This is a genomic window from Pseudobutyrivibrio sp. UC1225 (genome assembly GCF_900115215.1).
In the GTDB taxonomy this organism is placed as follows: domain Bacteria; phylum Bacillota; class Clostridia; order Lachnospirales; family Lachnospiraceae; genus Pseudobutyrivibrio.
Genome location: NZ_FOVQ01000003.1, coordinates 217,703 through 238,876, shown reverse-complemented (window position 1 = coordinate 238,876; position 21,174 = coordinate 217,703). Strand labels below are relative to the sequence as shown.

The following is a 21,174-nucleotide window of genomic DNA, read 5'->3' as shown; positions in this document are numbered from 1 at the left end:
GTTATCTCCTAATCTAGACGGCTTTTAATAAGATAAAAAGCCTCCGCATAATTATAGTAAGCTGTAGCGCCTCTGTAGGCTGCCAAGCCCTTTATAGCCTCAGCATTTCTGGGGAATGGAGGGGCTGTGATTTCACTTTCATAGTTGTTCATGATTTCGATTTTCTTATCGATGTAATCTGTTACGTCCACGAACACGTTTGGTACGAAGCCATTTTCCTGCATAGCCTGATCTGTCTCAGATAAAATCTCCATAGCAAGAACAGTCTTAAGATAAGGTGCGCGGAAGGACTTTGTGCAGGAATATGCTGCCTCAAAAATCACACGATGATCTGAGTGCACATCATGCTGGTATGGAAGAAGTAAAAGCTCTGGCTTTACCTCCTCAAATATTTCCTTAAGCATAGGAATGAATTTTCCTAAATCAATCTTGTCCACACCTGCTGGCTCAAGCTCCAGATTGTAAAAGCCATCAAAACCATAGGCTTCCTTTACCTTTTCAATCTCGGCATTGCGTTCTGCGATGCGTTCTGGCTTGTAGCCATACTCAGGCTTCATGTTTGTGATATTAAGCCAGAAAATCTGATGACCTTCTGCTTTCATTTTCAAAAGTGTTCCACCTGCGCCCAGAGTCTCATCATCTGGATGTGGTGAAATAACCATTACCTTCATTTAGAGATAATCTCCTTCTTTTAAACTGACAGCGTCGCTGTCTAATATATGAACGATTCCGTCGTATGCTTTGATAACGAAATCAGTCTGTGAATTCACCTTTAATATCTTACCAGGCTCAAGGTTCGCGTACTCATCTGTGAGCTCATACTCACATTTCCAAACCTTAACCTCCTGTTCGCCCGCCATAAAATGGGCACCTACATAAGGACGTGTAAGTCCTCGAACTAAATTGTAAATGGCTCTTGGAGACATGCGCCAGTCAATCTGACCATCCATACGTCCACGCTTACGCCATGCGTTTCCAGCATTTGGATCCTGCTTTACAGGTCGAACTCTGTCCTCTGCAAATTCCTTTGTAAATGTAAGAACCTGCTCCTTTGCAACCTCTAAAACCTTGTCATATAAATCCTGCGCGTCATCCTTCTCATCAATAAAGACCTCGCGCTGACTGATAATATCGCCTGTATCTGCTCCCTCATCCATAATAAAAAATGTGGATGCAGTCTTCTTAAGGCCAAGGACCAATGCCCAAATAAGTGGATGTCTTCCCTTGTTACATGGAAGAGCTGCTGGGTGGAAACCTACCACACCATATTTTGGAAGGGCTAATAATTCCTTTCCAATAAGTCGTGACCAACCGAAGCAATAAATTACTTCTGGATTAATCTTCTTTGCAAAACCTACTGTCTCTTCATCGTTAACGTTCTTAGTGCATATGCAAGGAATATTGTATTCCTTAGCCAATGGCTCAAGTGATTTAAAATCTGCATTTATTTTGGATTCTTCCATAGTGATGATTCCATCAACTACGTAGCCTTTTTCAAGCATAGCCTCCAATAATACATATGAACTTTCAACACAACCTATAAATAATGTACGTTTCAATTTTGTCCTCTTTAGCCGATTTTTTGCATCATATTATAATAATTAAGAATGGTTTTCTTGTCAATTTAGCCCACTAGCGCATCAGCATGTAAACTGCTACACCTGGCACCATGATTGCCACCGCTGGACCCCAGCTGTTGATAAGCAATTTTACCAGTGAATACTTAAATCTGTGAGCAAGCTTTACCATAAGTAGTAGCGAGTAAAGGGCATAGGATAATCCTGTACCGATTGCTACCATGTTTATACTTCTATCTACAAACAACACTAAAGCGCTTGAGAATACTGCGTTAAAAATACACAGTGCCACTGAATTTGCTATAAGTGATTTGTTCAGCTTCAATACCGAAAAGATATTTCCGTAAAGCATTGTTGTGGCATAGATGGCTACGCCGATAACAAGAATCTGTGTAGCTGCTGTTCCGTCAGTGTACATTGGCATGAAATAATGTACGAATACAGGCATTACATAGAAAACGAATAAGCAGGCTGCACCAGAAATAACAGATGTGATTCTGCTGAAGTACGCTGCCTTATCAAGCATTTCGTTTTCATCGTGATTTGCTCCGTAAAGGTGGCTAATCTTTATGTAAAATACCTGTGAAATAGTCTGTGGAATCAGAACCATTGTGGTAAATCCCATAAGTGGTACTGAATATACACCCAAATCATCAGTAGATAAAAATCCTAAAATAACAAACTTATCTACTGACTGAACGATTGTCCAAATGAGGCTGTTAATGAGAAGTGGTAATCCTCCCAAAATCATCAGCTTCATATATGGCCAGTCAAAGCTTAGCTTGGCACCCTTGAATGCATCGTTTCTAAACATGATGATTCCAAGTGCTGCCGATGAAAGTGTCATGGCGTAAAGTCCATAATAGCCTGCCACGTTGATAGCTGCCACACCAATGATAAGTGCAAGCACTGTACGGATAAATCCGATAATGGCTGATTTATTGTAATGTCCGTTCATTCTCACTGTGGCATTTGACATATCGTCAAAGCTCTTTAAAAGAATGAGAACAGGACAAAGAGCATAACCAAAGGCATATCTGGCTCCATCAGTATCTGAGCCAATACTGCCACGATAATGAATCAGCACCCATGCTTCAAATACAACAAAAATGGCTGTGTAAACCAGAAGCATAAAGGTCATGGCTGTATTTTTCAGCTTGCCAGCTTCAGTCATATCCTTGCGCCCCAAGGCCTGTGGATAGTCTCTGTTGTAGGCATTGAGTACACCAAACTGAGCATAATTCATATAGGTCATCGCCAGCAAACATGTCTGATAGATTCCCAGTAAATGGGAGCTTACCAGCGACTTATTGTAAACGCTGAAAATAAAAGACATTGCAGAACAGGCAACAGTAGACATGGTCACCAAAATGAAATCTGCACTTTTCAGCTTATTTAACAGTTTTGTAAACATCCTCATAAATCTTAACTACTTCTTCCATGTATGTGTCAAAGTTATTCATGGCTTTGGCACGTTTTCTGGCTCCGTCAGACTTCATGCGATAAATCTCGCTGTTATCCAGGAGCTCTTCTATATTCGAAACAAAAGCATCTTTATCAAGAGGCTTTTTGTCGTTTCCACAAATCTTACCGCAGCAATCATCAACTGTGACCATAAATCCACCCACCTTACTTGCAAGGACTGGGCGACCAAAGGCCATAGCCTCCACAGCTGCCATTCCAAAGCCCTCGAACTTGGATGGAGCTACTAAAATTTTTGTCTGATTCATGTAAATGTATGGGTTATGCTGCATTCCCACCATCTTTATATTATCTAACAAATTAAGCTTTGTAATAAGCTTCAGGCACTCGCTGCCCAAATCTCCACCACCCACAATAATCGCCTTGATATCAGGGTGTGTCTTACTTACTTCTTTAACGATTTTTATAAATTCCAAAGGGTTCTTGTCCTCTGTAAGATAACCTACGAAAAGCAGGTCTGATTTGAAGCCTTCCAGCTTCTCCTTTGACATTTCTGTGGCTGCCACATAGCCTCTTTCAAAGACTGCTACAGCATTAAAAGGAACCCCAAGAACTGCAGTCCTGCCCTCCATATTGTCCTTAAACCATGCCTTTTCTTCCACTGCTTTGTTAGGAACAATGATTTTGGCAAAGCTCTTGCAGGCACTGCCATATACAACAGCCCTAGGACCAATTCTCTCTACCCATTTTGGAAGTGAATAAAGATGGCTGATGATTGGAATCTCATCTGTAACCTTTGTACACATGAGACTCACATCATATTCATAGGCATGGATGATATCTGGATGAAGCTCATCAATGACTTCCTTGATGGCCTTCTCATCAATCTTTTCCATGCCAATGTATTCAATATTGTTATCCAATAGCTTTGTCTCTATTGAACCTGTTGCTGTGAGATACACACAGCGAATATCTTCAGGCATGGATTTCATGATGTTTATAGCAACATTCTCCATGCCAGAGTATTTGTTTGACTTAGATATGTGTAAGACTATCATAAATCCCCCTCATGATCTCATTAACCTTCTCTTTATCAAACTCTTTCATTGTCTCGATGTTCACAGCACCCATCTGCTTACGCTTGTCCTCGTTGTCTACGAGGGCTTTATTCAGTGCTGTCACTAAGGTTTTGGCATCCTTTGAATCGAAGAGATATCCACCTTCGCCATCCTGAATCAAATCAGTGTTGCCTCGGATTTTGCTGCAGACAACAGGCATGCCAACAGACATTGCCTCCATAAGGGCTACAGGAAGCCCCTCCTGATGAGATGGGAACACGTAGATATCGCTTGCTGCGAATACATCTGCCACATCTCTTCTAAAACCGAGTAATTGCACATAATCCTGCAACCCAAGATGCTTGATGCTCTCCTCTAATTCATGTTGAATCTTACCCCTACCTGCAATGAGATATTTCAGCTTGTATTTAGGCTGAACGCGCTCGTCACTGTCAGGTGTTAGAAGTGTGCCATTGTCCTTCATGATTTTCAGAGCTCTAAGAACCTCCCCATGGTTCTTTCTGTGAATAAGCTCTCCTACCGATAGAAGGACGATGGTATCGTCATCTATGCCAAGCTCCTTACGAACACGGCTTCTGCCATCCTCGCTTGCCACAAATTTGTGGGTGTCTACTCCTGCTCCAGGAATATAGGCCACCTGCTTGGCATGGAACTTTCTCGCGTTGTCATAATCTTCTTTGTTGATGGTTATCAACAGGTCTGTAAATTTTGAACAGTACTTTTCCACATTGTAGAACACCATCCAGTTCTTAAGTGGTGCTCCCTTGAAAAAGTGGAAGCCATGGGCTGCATAAATCACCTTTGTGCCATATAGCTTTCTAGCTTTTCTGCAGGCTAATCTACAGATAACACCGCCTATTGGCGACTGAGTGTGGACTATCTCGTACTGATTAGTCTCCACCTCTGTCTTAATCTGATGATAGGCTTTGCTCAGCTCTGCAATGTTAAAAATCTTTCGCAGACTGGCTGTCTCAATGACGCGACATCCTAAATCTTCAAGCTTTTTGCGGCGTTCCTTCATAGCCTCAGGGCTAAGGGCACTGTCGTCATCCTGCCAACAGCAGGCAACATCTACCGTATACCCCAGGTCCTGCAAAATCTTAATATTGTCGATATTAAATTGAGTCACCATGTACGCCGTATGGGCGTGCATTAATGCTTTTTTACTTGTGGACATTTGCGTTAGTTTCTCCCTCAGCCACACCCTCTGTGGCTTCCTTTGTAAAAATAACTCTCAAAGTCATAAGTATTAACTGAATATCTAAAAGTACACTACATTTCTCACAATAAATCATGTCAAGCTTCAGCTTGTCGTAGGAGGTGGTGTTGTACTTTCCGTAAACCTGTGCATATCCTGTAAGACCAGCCTTTACATGAGTACGGAAGGCAAACTCAGGTACTTCCTTTACGTATTCAGCAATGATTTCTGGACGCTCTGGACGAGGTCCTACCACTGACATATCCCCCTTGAAGATATTGAAGAACTGTGGAAGCTCATCAATTCTAGTAGCACGGATGAAATGTCCGATTGGTGTGATTCTGTCATCATTTACGCTGGCAAGGCGAGCCTTTCCATCCTTCTCCGCATCCATAACCATGGAACGGAACTTCATAATCTTGTATTCCTTTCCACCAATGGTGCAGCGAGTCTGTTTATAAAGTGCTGGACCGCCATCATAATTGTGAATAAGTATAGCTGTAACAAGCATAATTGGTGATGTAAGAATGATTCCAATTCCTGAAATCAAAATATCGCCTGCTCGCTTAATAGCTGCCGAAATTCCATCCATCCCAACATTCTTGCAAAGATAAAGTGGTGTATCGAAAAGATTTACCTCGTCTGAACCCTTGATAAGAATATCTGAAATCTTAGGTGTGAAATATACTCTCTTTCCTGTGGCAAAACATGCTTTGATGATATCGTTTCTAGTCTCTGCTGGAACGTCATTAATCAAAACTGCATCGTAATTCTCAAGCTCTTTTGTGATCTTTTCAATTGGCTCTCTACAGCTGATTTCACCAGTGATGCTGTACTTATCAGCACGCTGATTCATCTTCCAAACCAGATCATTTTCATATCCACCAAAGATATTTAGGATTGAAAATGGTGGAAAAATCATGCGGTAAAGCTTGGTGCTGAAGTAAGTAACAAAAAGCACTGCCACCGCATCAGCCACTGTAAGAACGATTATGTACCCAAGTGTAATCCACATCAGAGATTTGATTCTTGTCATCAAAATAATGATGAAGAATTCCAATACATTTACAAGGCCCATGGCAATAGCCTGTGACATGGTAAGGATAGAAATACGACCTGTTCCAATGCCAAAGCCCTTGAAGGTATTAATCATAAGTATGGTGATAACGCCATACAGCGCAATCATCAAATAATTTCCTTTGCCAAGGAATCTTGTATACGGATTCATAAGGTACTGTAATCTCATGTACCACATAACGCCAAAGAGCGTGGCTAGTACTGCTACTAAAACCACGCTACTTGCAAAGCGAAAGAATTTTTTTTGTGTTTCAATATTATTTTCTTTGTTCATATAATTTACTCTTTAGTTATTAGAAAAATGATTTATTCATATCAACATTTCCCTTAATACCAGGAACAGAGCCTTTTGACGAGTACTGCCAGATTGAATACTTACCGCCGTATGTACAAGATGTATTGTACTGAGCAATCCAGATATATGCTGAGCCGTTGATTCCGCCCGCATTCATTCTCTGGTTCATCCAGTTCTTACTGCAGTAAACACCTGCCTTGTATCCAGAAGACTGAACTGTAGCAATAAACGCATTTGCGATAGCAGTACGCTGTTCTGCTGACAATCCGCCGCCTCTTGCTGTATCTTCCATATCGATAAAGATTGGATATGCGCATCCGCCTGCACTGTTTGCCATGGCAACTGCCATTGATGCTTCCTGTACAGCTTCTGCCTCATTAACAGCACGTGAGAAGATATAAACACCTGTAGCAACGCCTGCTGCCTTGGCTCCCTTCATGTTCTTGTAGAAGTATGGGTCTTCGTGAAGCTGTCCATCAGTCTGTCCACGATATCCGCAACGGATAATCGCAAAGCTTACTGCTGACTTAGCCTGATTCCAATCAATATTTCCCTGATACTTAGAAACATCAATACCTGTGCCCTTCACAAGAAGAGCTCCGTCAGGTCCAAAGTTATACTTAACACCCTGGATTACCTGCTCGCCAGTAACCTTGTTTCCATTCTTATCAAAGTAGTAGCTTGCGCCACCAATTGACTGCCATCCGTAGTAAATATAGTTTGCAGCCTTGAAATAGTATGTCTTATCTGCTGCATAATCTGCTACTGTAGCTGGCTTTGTAAGAGCCTCATCAAGGAAAAGCTCATGACCTTCCTTATCCTTAAGTCTCTCTGTAGATGCTGTGCCATAACCTGAAACTGTATATGTAACAGAAAGCTTTTCTGCATCTGTTGCTGCTACCTTATCTGACCATGTTGGAACACCTGCAAGTGTATAATCACCATCTTTTGTGACTGTGAAGGTACCCTTGCCATCCTTCATTGTTACAGCTGTGCCATTTACTGTTACTGAACCAACATTTGTTGTTGCTGTAATAGTAAACACACCGTTTGAGTAGCTCATATCAAGAGTAGCTTTTTCTTCTGTTGCTGTGTTAGCTGCGATTTTACGAACTCTTGCAGCTAATGTTACAAATCTATTTGTAGTGAAAGAAACAGCTACAGGTCTTCTTGTATTAATTGCACCAGTCTGATTCTCCGGTGTTGGTGTTGGATCAGATGTTGGTGATGGTGAAGCCGATGGGCTAGGTGTAGCTGTTGGCTCCTTAGTAGGCTCCTGCGTAGGCTCCTTCGTTGGTTCCTTGGTAGGATCCGGTGTTGTTGTAGGTGATGGACTAGCTGTTGGGCTAGGTGTTGCTGTTGGACTTGGACTCACACTTGGTGTTGTAGTTGGACTTGGAGAAGGTGCATTCTTCTTGTACTTGAACTCAATAGTCTTGTCCTTGTCTGCTTTTACCTTTAACTGTTTCTCTGAAGTAAGTGTATAACCATCAAATGTCTTAGCATCAAATGTTTTTTCTGTATTCTGTGGAACTGCTACTGTTTCTTTGCCAAGCTCCTTATCATCTGCTTTATATATAACAGTGATATTGAAGTTCTTAACTTCCTGCTTAAGCTTATGAACTACAGAAGTTCTTACCTCGCTCTTCTTAGTTGCCTTGCTTGTGCCCTTAGTTGACTTAGGTGCTGCAATCTCAGAGCCCTTAATTCCCTTGGCTGAGCCACCATTTTCAACCTTGCTGGAAGCAACATACTCTACTGTATCCTGAAGGACTGCTTCAACAGGAGCTGCCTCTTTTGGCTGATTATCCTCGGCTGCCACATCCTTCTTAATCTGCTTTTTGATTTCCTTCTGAACCTTGAATTCAACCTTGTCCTTTACATTGACTGCAGTTGCAAAATCTGAAGGCTCATAAATCTCTTCGTTATCAAAATCGTACATGAGGCAAGCTACATAATCACCTGGCTCCATGTCCTTCTCTGCAATTACGCCATCCTCATCATCGTCTGTGTAAACCTGACCATCGGCTTCCTTAACTGCCATGGCGTATGACTGGATAGCTGTCTCTTTATCAAGAATCAACTGGTAAAGTGGATCGTCCTTAATGTGACCCTTCTGAGTATCAACAACTTCACCATTTTCATCTGTTACTGTGATATCAACATTTCGATTCTGTAACATATCATTGACATCACCGTCCTCACCAATGATTTCAGTAATATCTGAATCTACTTTTGTGATTTCATCAATGTATGTCTGAAGTCCTTCTGCTGCAGATGGCTTTAAAAGCTTAACCTGGAAAGGCACTCCTGTGATTGCATTGTCATTTGTATCTGAGAAATAGATTGTCAAATCCTTTTCAAGGGATTCGCTAGTGAGTACAACGCTTTTGAAAGCTGGGATGTAAACGTCCTCTGCGGCTGCCTCTTCCTCAACTTCTACTTCTTCAACGACCTCTTCGACATCATCATGCATAATAGCATAGATTCCTGCGCCGCCTGCACCAAGTGCAGAAGCCCCCACCACTACAGCCAAAGCAATTCTTGCTGCTTTGCTGGTGGCAAAGAAAAATCGTATGCTCTCCAATATTCCTCTCATATTCATCATCTCCCAATAATTCTTCTAGTCTACTCCATGTTGTCTGAAATACACTGTAATGCTGCTGCTACAACCTTATCCATGTCGTAGTATTTATACTGACCAAGGCGTCCTCCGAAGATTACACTCTTCTCGCTTTTGGCACGATTTGCGTACTCCTCGTAAACTGCATTGTTCTTATCATTGTTAACTGGATAGTAAGGCTCCACACCTGGCTGCCATTCAGAAGAATATTCCTTTGAAATAATGGTAGTAGGCTGCTGTCCAAACTCAAAATGCTTGTGCTCGATAATACGTGTGTAAGGCACATCTGCCGCTGTATAATTTACAACTGCATTTCCCTGATAGTTATCGCAATCAAGTTTCTCTGTCTCAAAACGAACAGAACGATACTCAAGCTCGCCGTAGCAGCTACCATAGTATTCATCAATCTGACCTGTGAATACAAGCTTGCCCCAGCTTACCTTTGTTCCATCGTTGAGCTCGCCCTCTGTTGACTCGGGCGCGTTCTCCACGCCACCAACCATATCGAAATAATCCTGGCTGAGAACAACATCTGCGCCCTCAAGCATCTTCTCCACAATCTGAGTGTAACCACCCATAGGGATTCCCTGGAATCTATCGTTGAAATAGTTGTTATCGTATGTAAATCTGAGTGGCAATCTCTTGATGATAAAGGCTGGAAGCTCGTCACATGGGCGTCCCCACTGCTTCTGTGTATAACCCTTAATAAGCTTCTCGTAAACATCTGTACCAACAAGTGAAAGTGCCTGCTCCTCAAGGTTCTTAGGCTCTGTGATATTGAGCTCCTTAATCTGCTCTGCAATCTTTGCCTTAGCCTCTGCTGGAGTCTTGATTCCCCACATCTTAGAGAAAGTATTCATGTTGAATGGGAGATTGTAAAGCTCATCTCCATAAACTGCAACTGGGGAATTAATATAATTATTGAACTCAGCGAACTGGTTCATATAATCCCAAATCTTCTTGTCGCTGGTATGGAAAATATGTGCTCCATAAACGTGCACATTAATTCCATCCTCTTCTTTTGTGTAAATATTGCCGGCAATGTGGTCTCTACGGTCAATAACTAAAACGCTCTTACCACGCTTGAGAGCCTCATGGGCGAAAGTCGCACCAAAGAGGCCCGCGCCGACTACAAGATAGTCGTAATTTTTCATTTTATTTTCCTGAATACATATCGTTATAGTACTTCTGATAGTCACCAGATGTTACATTCTTCATCCAATCCTCGTGCTCGAAGAACCAAGCGATTGTCTTCTTGATGCCTTCCTCGAAGCATGTCTCTGGATACCAACCGATTTCAGCCTTAATCTTATCTGGAGCGATAGCATAGCGTCTGTCATGACCCTTTCTATCTGTTACATACTTAATAAGCTTCTCTGATACAAGCTCCTTACGTGGGTCTCCCTCTGGAAGCATCTCCTGAAGTGTGTCAAGGATGATGTGGATAATCTGGATGTTCTGCTTCTCGTTGTGACCACCAATGTTGTATGTCTCGAAGAGCTTACCCTGCTCTTGAACCATATCGATTCCCTTAGCGTGATCCTCTACATATAACCAGTCACGTACGTTCTTTCCATCACCGTATACTGGAAGATCCTTGCCCTGAAGCGCATTGTTGATGATAAGTGGAATGAGCTTCTCTGGGAACTGGTAAGGGCCATAGTTGTTAGAGCAGTTTGTAATGTTTGCAGGGAACTTATATGTATCCATGTAAGCCTTTACAAGCATGTCTGAGCTGGCCTTTGAAGCTGAGTATGGTGAATGTGGATCGTATGGAGTTGTCTCATAGAAGAAGGCGTTATCGTCATCTGGAAGTGATCCATAAACTTCGTCTGTAGAAACGTGAAGGAACTTCTTTCCCTCCTTGAATGAGCCGTCTTCCTGCTCCCAAGCTTCCTTAGCACAGTTGAGCATTACAGCTGTACCAAGTACGTTTGTCTGAACGAATACTTCTGGGTTAACAATTGAACGGTCTACGTGAGACTCTGCTGCGAAATGAACTACACGGTCGATATCGTTCTCCTGGAAGATCTTTCTGATTGCTTCCTTGTCGCAGATATCAGCCTTTACAAATGTGTAGTTGTCACGGTTCTCGATGTCCTTAAGGTTCTCGAGGTTACCAGCGTATGTAAGCTTATCAACGTTGATGATTCTAATCTCGTTGTCATACTTCTTAAACATGTAGTGAATGTAGTTAGAGCCGATGAAACCTGCTCCACCTGTTACTAAATAAGTTCTCATTAATTTATGTTCCTTTCTTTTTAAACGTAATCTTTTGCTTTTGCAATTAATCTATTATACGCAGAGAATAAACTGCGGATAGATGCTCTTGTAATATTTGAGCTTACGCCAACACCGAATGTTGTGTTGCCGTGACGCTCGTCACGCATTTCAATATATGCTGCAGCCTTTGCACCTGAGCCCTGTCCCTGTGAAAGTGTATGCTCGGTGTAATCGATAAGTGTGAACTCAAGCTCTGGTACACACTGCTTGATTGCAAGCTTAACAGCATCGATAGGTCCGTTTCCTTCTGCCTCTGAATGGAATTTCTCTCCATTGTAGCTGAAGTCGAGGACTGCAACTGTATCGTCTGTCTCTTTGCTATCCTGAATAACAACATATTCAAGAGTAAGTGGCTCCTTGTTCTCAAGATACTGAGACTTGAATGCCTCCATAATGCGCTGTGGTGTAACCTCGCCGCCCTGCTTTTCAGAAATGTACTGAACAACATCGGCAAACTCACGCTGCATCTTCTTAGGAAGCTTGTAGCCGTAAACTGTATCCATAACAAAGGCTACGCCACCCTTTCCAGACTGGCTGTTGATACGAACCACAGGCTCGTACTTACGTCCGATATCTGCTGGATCGATTGGAAGATATGGAACCTCCCAGAACATATTCTGACGATCCTTCATAGCGCGGACGCCCTTATTAATAGCATCCTGGTGTGAACCAGAGAATGCTGTAAACACAAGCTCACCTGCATATGGGTGTCTTGCGTCTGTAGGCATTTTTGTAACTCGCTCACAAATCTCAACGATTTCCTTGATATTCTCAAGGTGAAGCTCTGGGTTAACACCCTGTGAGAACATATTGTAAGCGATTGTAAGGATATCTACGTTACCAGTACGCTCGCCGTTTCCAAGAAGTGTTCCCTCTACACGGTCTGCGCCAGCAAGAAGTCCAAGCTCTGTAATAGCAACACCTGTTCCTCTGTCATTATGTGGATGAATTGAAAGGATGATGTTTTCTCTGTCCTTGAAGTGTGTGCTCATCCACTCTATCTGGTCTGCGTAAACATTAGGTGTGTTCATCTCCACTGTTGCAGGGAGATTGAAAATGATTGGTGCAGGAGTGGCTTTATTCCATGTGTCCTGCACTGCTGTACAGATATCAAGTGCAAACTCTACCTCTGTACCTGTAAATGACTCTGGCGAATATTCAAGCTGTAAGTTGCCATCAAATTTATCAAGACGGTCTTTAACCATCTGTGTACCCTTCTTGGCAATCTCAATAATCTCGTCCTTTTCAGCGTTGAAAACAACATCACGCTGAAGTGTGGATGTTGAATTGTAAATGTGGAAAATTACATTTTTGATTCCTTTGATTGCCTCAAATGTACGGTCGATTAATTCTTCTCTACACTGAGAAAGTACCTGAACCTTTACATCATCAGGAATCTTATTTTCAGCAACTAACTGTCTTAAAAAATCAAATTCAATTTGACTGGCTGCGGGAAAGCCTATCTCTATTTCTTTGAAGCCTAGCTTAATTAGGAGGTCGAATAGTTCCATTTTTTCGTCAACCGACATTGGTTCGACGAGAGCCTGATTGCCGTCACGTAGATCAACTGAGCACCAAATTGGAGCCTTGGTAATCTGCTTGTTTGGCCAAGTACGCTCTGGAAACTGTAACACTGGGTTCGCTTTGTAACGCTTGTAGTTCAACATTGTTCTTCCTCCTAAAACTATATAACTTTATTCTCCAAGACCTTCCTCAATAGATGAGACAAGGTCATCAAGAGCCTCCTTTTCGTCTGCACCTTCGCAGAGTAATTCTATTTCTTCACCGCTTTTAACACATGCTCCGAGTACGCTTAATACCGACTTTGCATTTGCTTCATAGTTGTCGTTGGTTTTAAATGTAACTTTAGAACCATATTTCATGGCTATCTCGCAAAGTAGTCCCGCTGGGCGTAGGTGAAGTCCCGTCGCATTTCTAATCTTAACTTTTTGTGAAACCATATAAATTCTATTCTCTAAATAATCCCAAAATCCTAATTACAACATTGTGCTGGTGATTAACTCAGCTAATTCTTTTGCATCTGCCTCAATCTCAGCCTGATTCTTTCCCTCGATCATGACACGAACAAGTGGCTCTGTGCCTGATGGGCGGATGAGCACGCGGCCTTCGCCTGCGAACTTCTCCTCAAGCTTCTTGATTGCATCTGCAATCTCAGGATACTCCATGTAGCTTTCCTTCTTGTGGTTTGGCACCTTGGCATTTACAAGTGCCTGAGGTAATACCTCCATGATAGAAGCAAGCTCTGAAAGCGACTTACCTGTCTCAACGATAACCTTGAGAAGGTGAAGTGCTGAAAGTAATCCATCTCCTGTGGTGTTGTCATCTAAGAAGATAACGTGACCACTCTGCTCGCCACCGATGTTATATCCGTTTGCAAGCATGTTCTCTAATACATATCTGTCACCAACCTTTGTGATTTCAAGGTTGATTCCCTGCTCCTTAGCCATAAGTGTGAAGCCAAGGTTTGTCATTACTGTAACAACGCAGGTATCCTTCTTGAGGGTACCATTGTCCTTCATGTGCTTTGCGCAGATTGCCATAATCTGGTCACCGTCAACAAGGCGTCCCTTCTCATCTACTGCAAGCATTCTGTCGGCATCGCCATCAAATGCGAGACCAACCTGAGCATTCTCAGCAACTACACGAGCTCTAAGCTCATCCATGTGAGTACTTCCGCAGTTGCTGTTGATGTTTGTTCCATCTGGATTGTTGTGGAGTGTGATAAGCTCTGCGCCAAGCTCTGAGAGACATGCGACGCTTGTGCGATAAGATGCACCTTCTGCACAGTCTATAACAATCTTTAAACCTGATAAATCAAGTGGAACTGTCTTCTTAAGGAAATCTACATACTCACGACCAAGGTCGAAGCGGTATTCAATCTTTCCAATCTCAGCACCTGTAGGAAGGTTAACTCCCTTCATGTCTGATTCGATAAGGGCCTGAATCTCATCCTCAAGCTCATCTGAAAGCTTAAAGCCATCACCGTTGAAGAACTTGATTCCATTAAACTCCATTGGGTTGTGGCTGGCTGAAATAACAACGCCGGCATCAACCTTGTGCTTACGTGTAAGGTAAGCGATTGCAGGTGTTGGAAGAACTCCAACATATACTGCGTTTGCACCAACTGAGCAGATACCTGCCATAAGTGCAGAAGCAAGCATTGTACCTGAAATACGTGTGTCACAGCCAACAATGATTGTAGGCTGGTGGCTTGCTTCCTTAGTAAGTACATAAGCGCCTGCCTGTCCAAGTGCACATGCAAGCTCTATTGTCAGCTCTGAGCCAGCTACTCCTCTGACTCCGTCTGTTCCAAATAATCTTCCCATTATTAATCCTCATTTCTTTTTATCACTGCCTACTGAGACTAATTGTTTGTAGCCTCGATAACTGTAACAGTGACAGATGTATTTTGAATGGTAATACCATCAAAATTATCAAATTGTAATACTGCATTCTGGCCTTCGCCAACACTGAGTCCTGAGCAATCGATGTAGCCCTTAACATTCTCAGCCTTAAGTGCTGCCAAATCCTCCTCCGTACCGAAAATATCTACGGTGATTGCTTTGGCATCAAGTGAAACAGCCAGTCCCTCAGGAACACCCTTCAGCTCGATATTCTCGGCTGGGACACTGATTGTAGACGCTGTCTCGTTAGACATTGTTACATAAATTGCAACCTTCGATGAGGTGCCCTCTGCAAGCTGTACACCATCAGGCAGATAAGATGAAATATCAACTGATGTTGTAAATGAGCCTGTAAGGTTTGACAGATTGATAACTGTTTCTGGAATGGTGATGTTGCTAACTTCATTGAGTGCGCTAGGCTCACCAATAATCATTACAGATGATGGATCTGTCTTTATGCTTCCAAGTGTAAGCTCAGGGGAAAGAATTCCGCTTGTCTTAACCACTATGTCTACTGCCTTCGTATTTACGAATGAAACGCTGACGCTTACTGTAGATACTGACATATTGAGCTGTGATGTATCTACTGTCTCGCCCTTTGCATCGTAAAACTTTGGAATAACATTTTCTGTGAAGTTGCTTGTAACACCTGTGATGTTGGCTGAAGCAACTACAGTGTCAATTTTATTCACAATATCCTGTGGACCGGTGACAGTGATAACTGTTGGGCTGCAGGTAACTTCCTCAACTGCAAGCTCCGGTTCAAGGGTGCCGCTTGTCTGTGCACTAATGACGAATCTCTCTGTCGTTAAATCCTTAAGGTTAACGTACAGATAATTCTGTCTGCTGGAAATAGTGATGTAGTTTGCGTATGACTTGGCTGCGATTGTAACCGGCACACGCTCGCTATTTTCCAGATTGTTCATATCAGCCACTGCAGAGAAATCTGATGGTGAAAGCTTCTCTATGATAGAACGCTTTGCTGTAACTCTGAAGCTGACTGTATTTACGCCATCCTTAATCTCGTATAGCTTTCCTGCCTGTGTAAGCACATCCTCATTTGTGACTGTAACAACCGAGGTGAATGTTCGTGTCTGCTTAGGGTCGTCGATATTTACAACAACAAGCCAAAGCAGGAACGAGAATATGATTGCTAGAATCTTAATTCCTACATTCTTTGTGAGGGCATTAATTATTTTCTGCTGCATTTATTTGCCCTCCTTTTCAGTTTGTGTGAAAGCCTCTACTGCTTCCTCAGGACTCTGGAGACGTTTGAGCTCTGCAATAAGCTCGTCCTCCTTTACATCGCGAACGATGCGTCCCTCTCTTGCGTAAGAAACAGTACCTGTCTCCTCTGAAACAACAATTGTGAGGGAATCTGAAACTTCACTGATTCCAACTGCCGCTCTGTGTCTGGTTCCAAGGTCCTTTGAGAGAGCCATATTGTCAGACAGTGGCAGGTAGCAGGTAGCCGAAACTACTCTGTCCCCTCGAACGATGACAGCTCCATCGTGAAGCGGAGTGTTCTTTTCAAATATATTGATAAGCAGCTGTCTAGAGACTACTGCATCAATGCCAATACCTGTACGCTCAAACTCAGTGAGCTGCATATCCTTTTCTACCACGATAAGGGCACCTGTCTTAACAGCTCCCATCTCATAGCAGGCGGTAACAAGACCTACGATTGTAGAATCGTCGAATTTCTTTGCACCTGTCTTAAGAATATTCCACGTGAACAGTGATGTTATCTTTCTGCGACCAATCTGCTCAAGTGCACGACGAAGCTCTGGCTGGAACACCACAATAAGCACCGTCACCGCAACTGAAACCAGCTTCTCACCCAACCACAGGATGGTGTTCATCTGGAATATAGCTGCTATAAGGAAGAACAGCATAATAATCAGCACGCCTCGGATAAGCATCCAAACGCGGCTGTTCTTAACCCAGACCAGCAGGTGGTACATAAAGTATGCAATTATGAAAACCTCGATTACATCTGTGATGGAAACATCGGGAATATTTACATTGAAATAATCATCGATGAAGGCATCAACAGCGTTTACAAAATCAACCACCGGATTTCCTTCCTTCTACCCTAAAGGGTTTTATATTTTCTTAACTTCCTTATCCTCTTCTGCAATACGAATCTTTGGAACAGCTGTGACGTAGTAATAATAATCATCATCCTCAAACTGAACCTTCTCGATTCGAGAATAATCCAAATCTAGTACGAAGTAATTCAAAATGAATCCAACTGCAAATACTAGAATATTTCCCAAAATAAGTCCCGGAATCTCACCCTTCTGGCTGGTGAGTAGGTAGCCTGCAAGCATAATGATGAATTCAACAGTAACACCTGCTGCATTAGCAACCATCCAAGACATATTTATGCTAGACTGTCTTAACATGTAAACAACCAAAAACATAGCTGCCATGGCGATAATGAAAAACCAGAACATGCGATTCTTCAGCATCTGCTCCTGAACAAGTGAGAACACTGAAACATCAGAAGTCTCATCCACGATAGCTGTGGTATTATCCTTAATAACATGGAGATAAAAAGCGATAACTGAGCCACAAATAACCGATGTAAGCTCGTTAACATTTGACATTAGGCCTGTGGCCAGTGACATAACATATGGCGCACCAAAGGAATAGCAGATTGGCACTGTAACCATATTAGAAGTGACCTTGCTTCTAAAATAAGCGCAAACAAGGTAACCCACTACCACCAAACCAAGTGCAACCACTGCAACCATTGGTGAAAGGGATACCAAATCTATCAATAATACAATTGTAAGAACGAGCGATACTCCCTGAATAGGGAAAAACGCACAGACGAAAGCGATAATAATGGAAACCCAAATCTGACTGATGTGCTTATTGTGACCGAAATTAGCTCGGATACACATAAGACCAACAAATGCCACCAGGGCGCTCCATATTTTTAAGAAAAGCATTTCTCTCGAAAGTACAAATCTTCGTACATCATCTCGTAATCTAATAAAAGCGTTCATTTAGAATTCCTCTAGTCCTTTTTTATCGTCGTAATCTCTGGCAAGGAGTGGGCGTGTCTGCTGCACTTCTGCCTCGTACATATGATTGAGCTTTGAGTATTTCACTGCAAGCTCCTTGATAAGGCGTTTGCCGCGCTTGTAGCGCTTCGCTGCTCTTGCTCTGGCTGAGTGAACATGAATAATAATGTAGGCTGCGTATACTAACAGCCCTGCCAAAGCTATCATTAATATGTACATTGTTGTGATATTCTCAAGAACGTTGCTAACCAGATATAAAACAATGGCCGCATATATAACACCATAGAAAAGAGTGCCTGCAAGGAAGCCTCCCCATCCATGAAGCGCAATATATTCTTTCTTAGAATAGCGAAGCATAGGCTGATACTCATGACCCATTTCCTTTTCGAAAATGGCCATAGCAGTCATATGCTTGACGCGATCTTCATTTATCATAAACAATTATCCTCTGTCTTCTACACCTAGTAATTCAGAATCAGTATAGCATAAACAGTTTCTAAAAAAAACACCTACCGAGATTACCCGGCAGGTGTAAACATCGATTTAGTTTATTTTAGATAAAGCGCATCTTGTTCTCTTTCTTTGGCTTCTGTACTGGAGGTGGTGGAGCCTGTGGCTTTTCAATAGACTTAGACAAAGCATCAGCTGTCTTATTCTTGCAATTCTCACAGTATTTACCTGTTCTGATAGTTGCCCCACAGATTTCACACTCGATACCAACTGGAGAATCATCGGCAAACTGAAGACGCTCTTCACGGATCCACTGACGAATCTGGTTAGTGGTTACCTCATTAGCATCAGAAATTTCCTGAATGGAAGCACGTGGATTCTCTCTGATATACTCTTTGGTATTCTGGAACTTCTTCTCGATATCAGCGCGGCAAGCCTCACAAATATTTGGGCCACCTAAATAGTTAAACAACCTTCCACATGTTTTACAGTTACGCACATCCATAGATGATACCTCCTAAATTTACTGCATCTCACCAATGCAGATGCTCATGCCATAGACCTGTTCCATTCCCCCTTGCTTAAGCACTTTAGCCACTTCATCCATTGTTGTACCAGTTGTGTAAATATCATCAACTAATAGCACTTTTTTAAATTGTACATCATTTTCCTGCAAACTAAAAGCTTTTAACAGATTTTTCTTTCTTTTTATGGCATTTAACTGTTTCATTGCCTCAGTATCTTTATCTCGTTGCACAATTTTATCAGCCATGGGGATACCTGAAATCTCGCTCAAAGCCCTTGCAAATACCGCTGCCTGATTATATCCTCGACGTTTTTCCTTATATTTATACATAGGCACAGGCACTATTGCCTCGATTCCATTTTTCTTTATCCAGTCTCCATAATAGTAAAGGCCGTGTCTAGCAAAAGTTTTGGCATAGCACCTTCTGTTTCCATATTTAAAACGATACATGGCGGCCTTCATATCCCCAGTGTACTGGTAGATTGCCTTGTTTTGAATAAAGGTTCTTGTGGTGCAAACACAATTTCTACAAAACTCCGCTCTATCATCTGAGATAGGGGTGCCACATTTCATGCAGGCAACAGGTCCAACCAGCTTTACTTTTGAACTGCAGGTAGCGCAAAACCCAATTTCTTTTTCTATTTTTAATAAAACTTTATCACAAGCCACGCATCGTTTTGGATACAATACACCTAACAAGGGGGCTATAATACTCTTTATATGTAAATACATTCAATACTCCTTGAAAAAAACAAATCACTACATATATAATTTAGTAACCAAATAAAAAAGGAATTTTAATATGAAAAAACGATTTTTAAGTTTGATTTTAATAGCAACCATGGCATTTTCCATGACCGCTTGTGGAAAAAAGACTGCTGAGCAGCCTGCTAATGAGGTAAAAGATGAATCTGAAAATGATTCGTATTGCTATAATATATCAGCCCTTTTATCAGAAGACAATACCTATAATCAGGTTTTACTTCAGGGCTTCACAGATTGTCTTACAGATTATCTTGGAGAGCACCATTTCAAAATCACTAAAGAAGCTGTTGACGAAGAAAATTCCAGCGACATGCTTGTGGCTCATACCATTTCAAAGTCACCAGATATGATTTTCACAGCTGGTAAATCCACTCTTCTTTCTGCAAAGAAAGGCACAGAGATTATTCCTATCGTTGCCACAGGCATTGTAGATTTTAAGGGCACACTTCGAATTGCCAGCCTTAATGGTAAATCTTGGGACAAGACTACAGGCACTAATGTTACAGGTGTCAGCAGTAAGCCAAGCATCGTTGATCAGGTTTCACTGATGATAGAGGCTACAAAGGATTTACAGACAGTTGGAATTCTCTTCTCAGCAGATGATACTGATGCCATCTATCAGAATGAGATTTTCGAGGCCTACTTAAATCAGGCAGGCATCCCTTGGAAGGAATATTTGATTCCATCTCCAGTAGAAACTTCTATTAGTAGTGAAGAGGAGCAGAACTCTACAGCTCTTTCAGCCAGCAAGTACGTTGCTTTCTCGGCTAAGCAGGGCATGAATAACGATATTATCTCTCTAGATGACAGCGCAGACCCAGGTCTCAATTCTACTTCATCTACTAGAGTTGCTTTAGTTTCTGAATTCTGGGAGGGAGGAAAGGTCCTTCCTGTTACTGAAGAAGTTTCTGAAGATGAGAGTGCAGAAGCAAAAGATACTACTGACAAATCAACTAAAGATTCAAAGTCTTCTAATGAGGAAGAGGAAACAGTTCCTACTCTTGAAGAGCTTATTTCAGAAGTTTGCAATGAGTGTTCCGCTATTTATATTCCTTATGGAAGCACTCTTTCAAGCGAGATGGAAACTATCGGAAATATTACAACCGCAGCTGGTGTTACTGTAGTTGCTGGTGATACTGAAGTTGGCGAGCATGCTCTCGTTACACTTTTCCAGGATCCTTACACTCTCGGTTATGCAGCTGGAAAGAAGGCTGTTAAGGTCTTCAACGGTGATGAGATTTCATCAATAAAGATTGGTTCAGGCGATGGTGATGACGCCGTTAAGCTTTACAACGGAACAATCGCAGAGAAATTCGAAATGGAATTTCCAAAGTCTTTCAAGGAGCTTAACGAATTCCTTGATACTTATGAATATGGCAGTACTACCACAAGGTACACTGCTTCGGGGGAAGAATAATT

Annotated in this window: 19 protein-coding genes; 1 reads left to right on the top strand and 18 read right to left on the bottom strand. The window is 42.1% G+C overall.

The features are described 5' to 3' along the window. Positions 1 to 8: 8 nt before the first annotated feature. The 18 genes from BMZ41_RS06185 to BMZ41_RS06100 all read right to left on the bottom strand — a co-directional run bounded on the left by BMZ41_RS06185 (position 9) and on the right by BMZ41_RS06100 (position 19,722). Positions 9 to 671 (bottom strand): PIG-L deacetylase family protein, encoded by a 663-nt coding sequence (locus BMZ41_RS06185; protein WP_090527729.1) that lies wholly within the window; start codon positions 669 to 671, stop codon positions 9 to 11. Then, positions 672 to 1,559, bottom strand: coding sequence for a formyltransferase family protein (locus BMZ41_RS06180; protein WP_207646137.1), 888 nt, complete (start codon positions 1,557 to 1,559; stop codon positions 672 to 674). Between the two features lie 73 nt (positions 1,560 to 1,632). Next, on the bottom strand, positions 1,633 to 2,997 hold the full coding sequence (locus tag BMZ41_RS06175; RefSeq protein WP_090527726.1) for a lipopolysaccharide biosynthesis protein: 1,365 nt from the start codon (positions 2,995 to 2,997) through the stop codon (positions 1,633 to 1,635). After that, complete coding sequence (locus BMZ41_RS06170; protein WP_090527723.1) at positions 2,969 to 4,057, bottom strand: glycosyltransferase family 4 protein; 1,089 nt, start codon at positions 4,055 to 4,057, stop codon at positions 2,969 to 2,971. Before BMZ41_RS06170 ends, BMZ41_RS06175 begins: the two co-directional genes overlap by 29 nt. Beyond that, entirely contained in the window at positions 4,035 to 5,255 is a 1,221-nt protein-coding gene (locus tag BMZ41_RS06165) for a glycosyltransferase family 4 protein (protein ID WP_090167113.1), read from the bottom strand. The genes BMZ41_RS06170 and BMZ41_RS06165 overlap by 23 nt, the downstream gene beginning before the upstream one ends. Further along, on the bottom strand, positions 5,242 to 6,627 hold the full coding sequence (locus BMZ41_RS06160; RefSeq protein WP_090167115.1) for a sugar transferase: 1,386 nt from the start codon (positions 6,625 to 6,627) through the stop codon (positions 5,242 to 5,244). The genes BMZ41_RS06165 and BMZ41_RS06160 overlap by 14 nt, the downstream gene beginning before the upstream one ends. 19 nt (positions 6,628 to 6,646) lie before the next feature. After that, positions 6,647 to 9,247 (bottom strand): glycoside hydrolase family 25 protein, encoded by a 2,601-nt coding sequence (locus BMZ41_RS06155; RefSeq protein WP_177184162.1) that lies wholly within the window; start codon positions 9,245 to 9,247, stop codon positions 6,647 to 6,649. 29 nt (positions 9,248 to 9,276) lie between these two features. After that, positions 9,277 to 10,425 carry a UDP-galactopyranose mutase gene (gene glf, locus BMZ41_RS06150; protein WP_090527717.1) on the bottom strand — a complete coding sequence of 383 codons (1,149 nt, stop codon included), beginning with the start codon at positions 10,423 to 10,425 and terminating at the stop codon, positions 9,277 to 9,279. 1 nt (position 10,426) lies between these two features. Then, a complete protein-coding gene (gene rfbB / locus BMZ41_RS06145) occupies positions 10,427 to 11,512 on the bottom strand; it encodes a dTDP-glucose 4,6-dehydratase (protein WP_090527714.1) in 1,086 nt (361 codons plus the stop codon). A 20-nt stretch (positions 11,513 to 11,532) separates the two neighbouring features. Further along, complete coding sequence (gene leuA / locus BMZ41_RS06140) at positions 11,533 to 13,221, bottom strand: 2-isopropylmalate synthase (protein ID WP_090527712.1); 1,689 nt, start codon at positions 13,219 to 13,221, stop codon at positions 11,533 to 11,535. Positions 13,222 to 13,248: 27 nt separating this feature from the next. After that, positions 13,249 to 13,515: an HPr family phosphocarrier protein gene (locus BMZ41_RS06135; protein WP_090527710.1), complete on the bottom strand. Its 267-nt coding sequence runs from the start codon at positions 13,513 to 13,515 to the stop codon at positions 13,249 to 13,251. A 36-nt stretch (positions 13,516 to 13,551) separates the two neighbouring features. Then, on the bottom strand, positions 13,552 to 14,901 hold the full coding sequence (gene glmM / locus BMZ41_RS06130; protein WP_090171248.1) for a phosphoglucosamine mutase: 1,350 nt from the start codon (positions 14,899 to 14,901) through the stop codon (positions 13,552 to 13,554). Between the two features lie 38 nt (positions 14,902 to 14,939). Next, positions 14,940 to 16,187: a CdaR family protein gene (locus BMZ41_RS06125; RefSeq protein ID WP_090527707.1), complete on the bottom strand. Its 1,248-nt coding sequence runs from the start codon at positions 16,185 to 16,187 to the stop codon at positions 14,940 to 14,942. After that, on the bottom strand, positions 16,188 to 17,054 hold the full coding sequence (gene cdaA, locus BMZ41_RS06120) for a diadenylate cyclase CdaA (RefSeq protein WP_242870724.1): 867 nt from the start codon (positions 17,052 to 17,054) through the stop codon (positions 16,188 to 16,190). Positions 17,055 to 17,084: 30 nt separating this feature from the next. After that, entirely contained in the window at positions 17,085 to 17,996 is a 912-nt protein-coding gene (locus BMZ41_RS06115; RefSeq protein ID WP_090171242.1) for a hypothetical protein, read from the bottom strand. Beyond that, positions 17,997 to 18,449, bottom strand: a complete 453-nt coding sequence (locus BMZ41_RS06110) for a hypothetical protein (protein ID WP_090171240.1) — start codon at positions 18,447 to 18,449, stop codon at positions 17,997 to 17,999. Positions 18,450 to 18,567: 118 nt separating this feature from the next. Beyond that, positions 18,568 to 18,969, bottom strand: a complete 402-nt coding sequence (locus BMZ41_RS06105) for a flagellar protein (protein ID WP_090171237.1) — start codon at positions 18,967 to 18,969, stop codon at positions 18,568 to 18,570. A gap of 18 nt (positions 18,970 to 18,987) precedes the next feature. After that, complete coding sequence (locus BMZ41_RS06100) at positions 18,988 to 19,722, bottom strand: ComF family protein (RefSeq protein WP_090527704.1); 735 nt, start codon at positions 19,720 to 19,722, stop codon at positions 18,988 to 18,990. 70 nt (positions 19,723 to 19,792) lie between these two features. On the opposite strand from BMZ41_RS06100, the gene BMZ41_RS06095 reads away from it, so the two are divergent. Continuing rightward, entirely contained in the window at positions 19,793 to 21,172 is a 1,380-nt protein-coding gene (locus tag BMZ41_RS06095) for an ABC transporter substrate-binding protein (RefSeq protein ID WP_090527701.1), read from the top strand. The last annotated feature ends 2 nt before the right edge of the window (positions 21,173 to 21,174 follow it).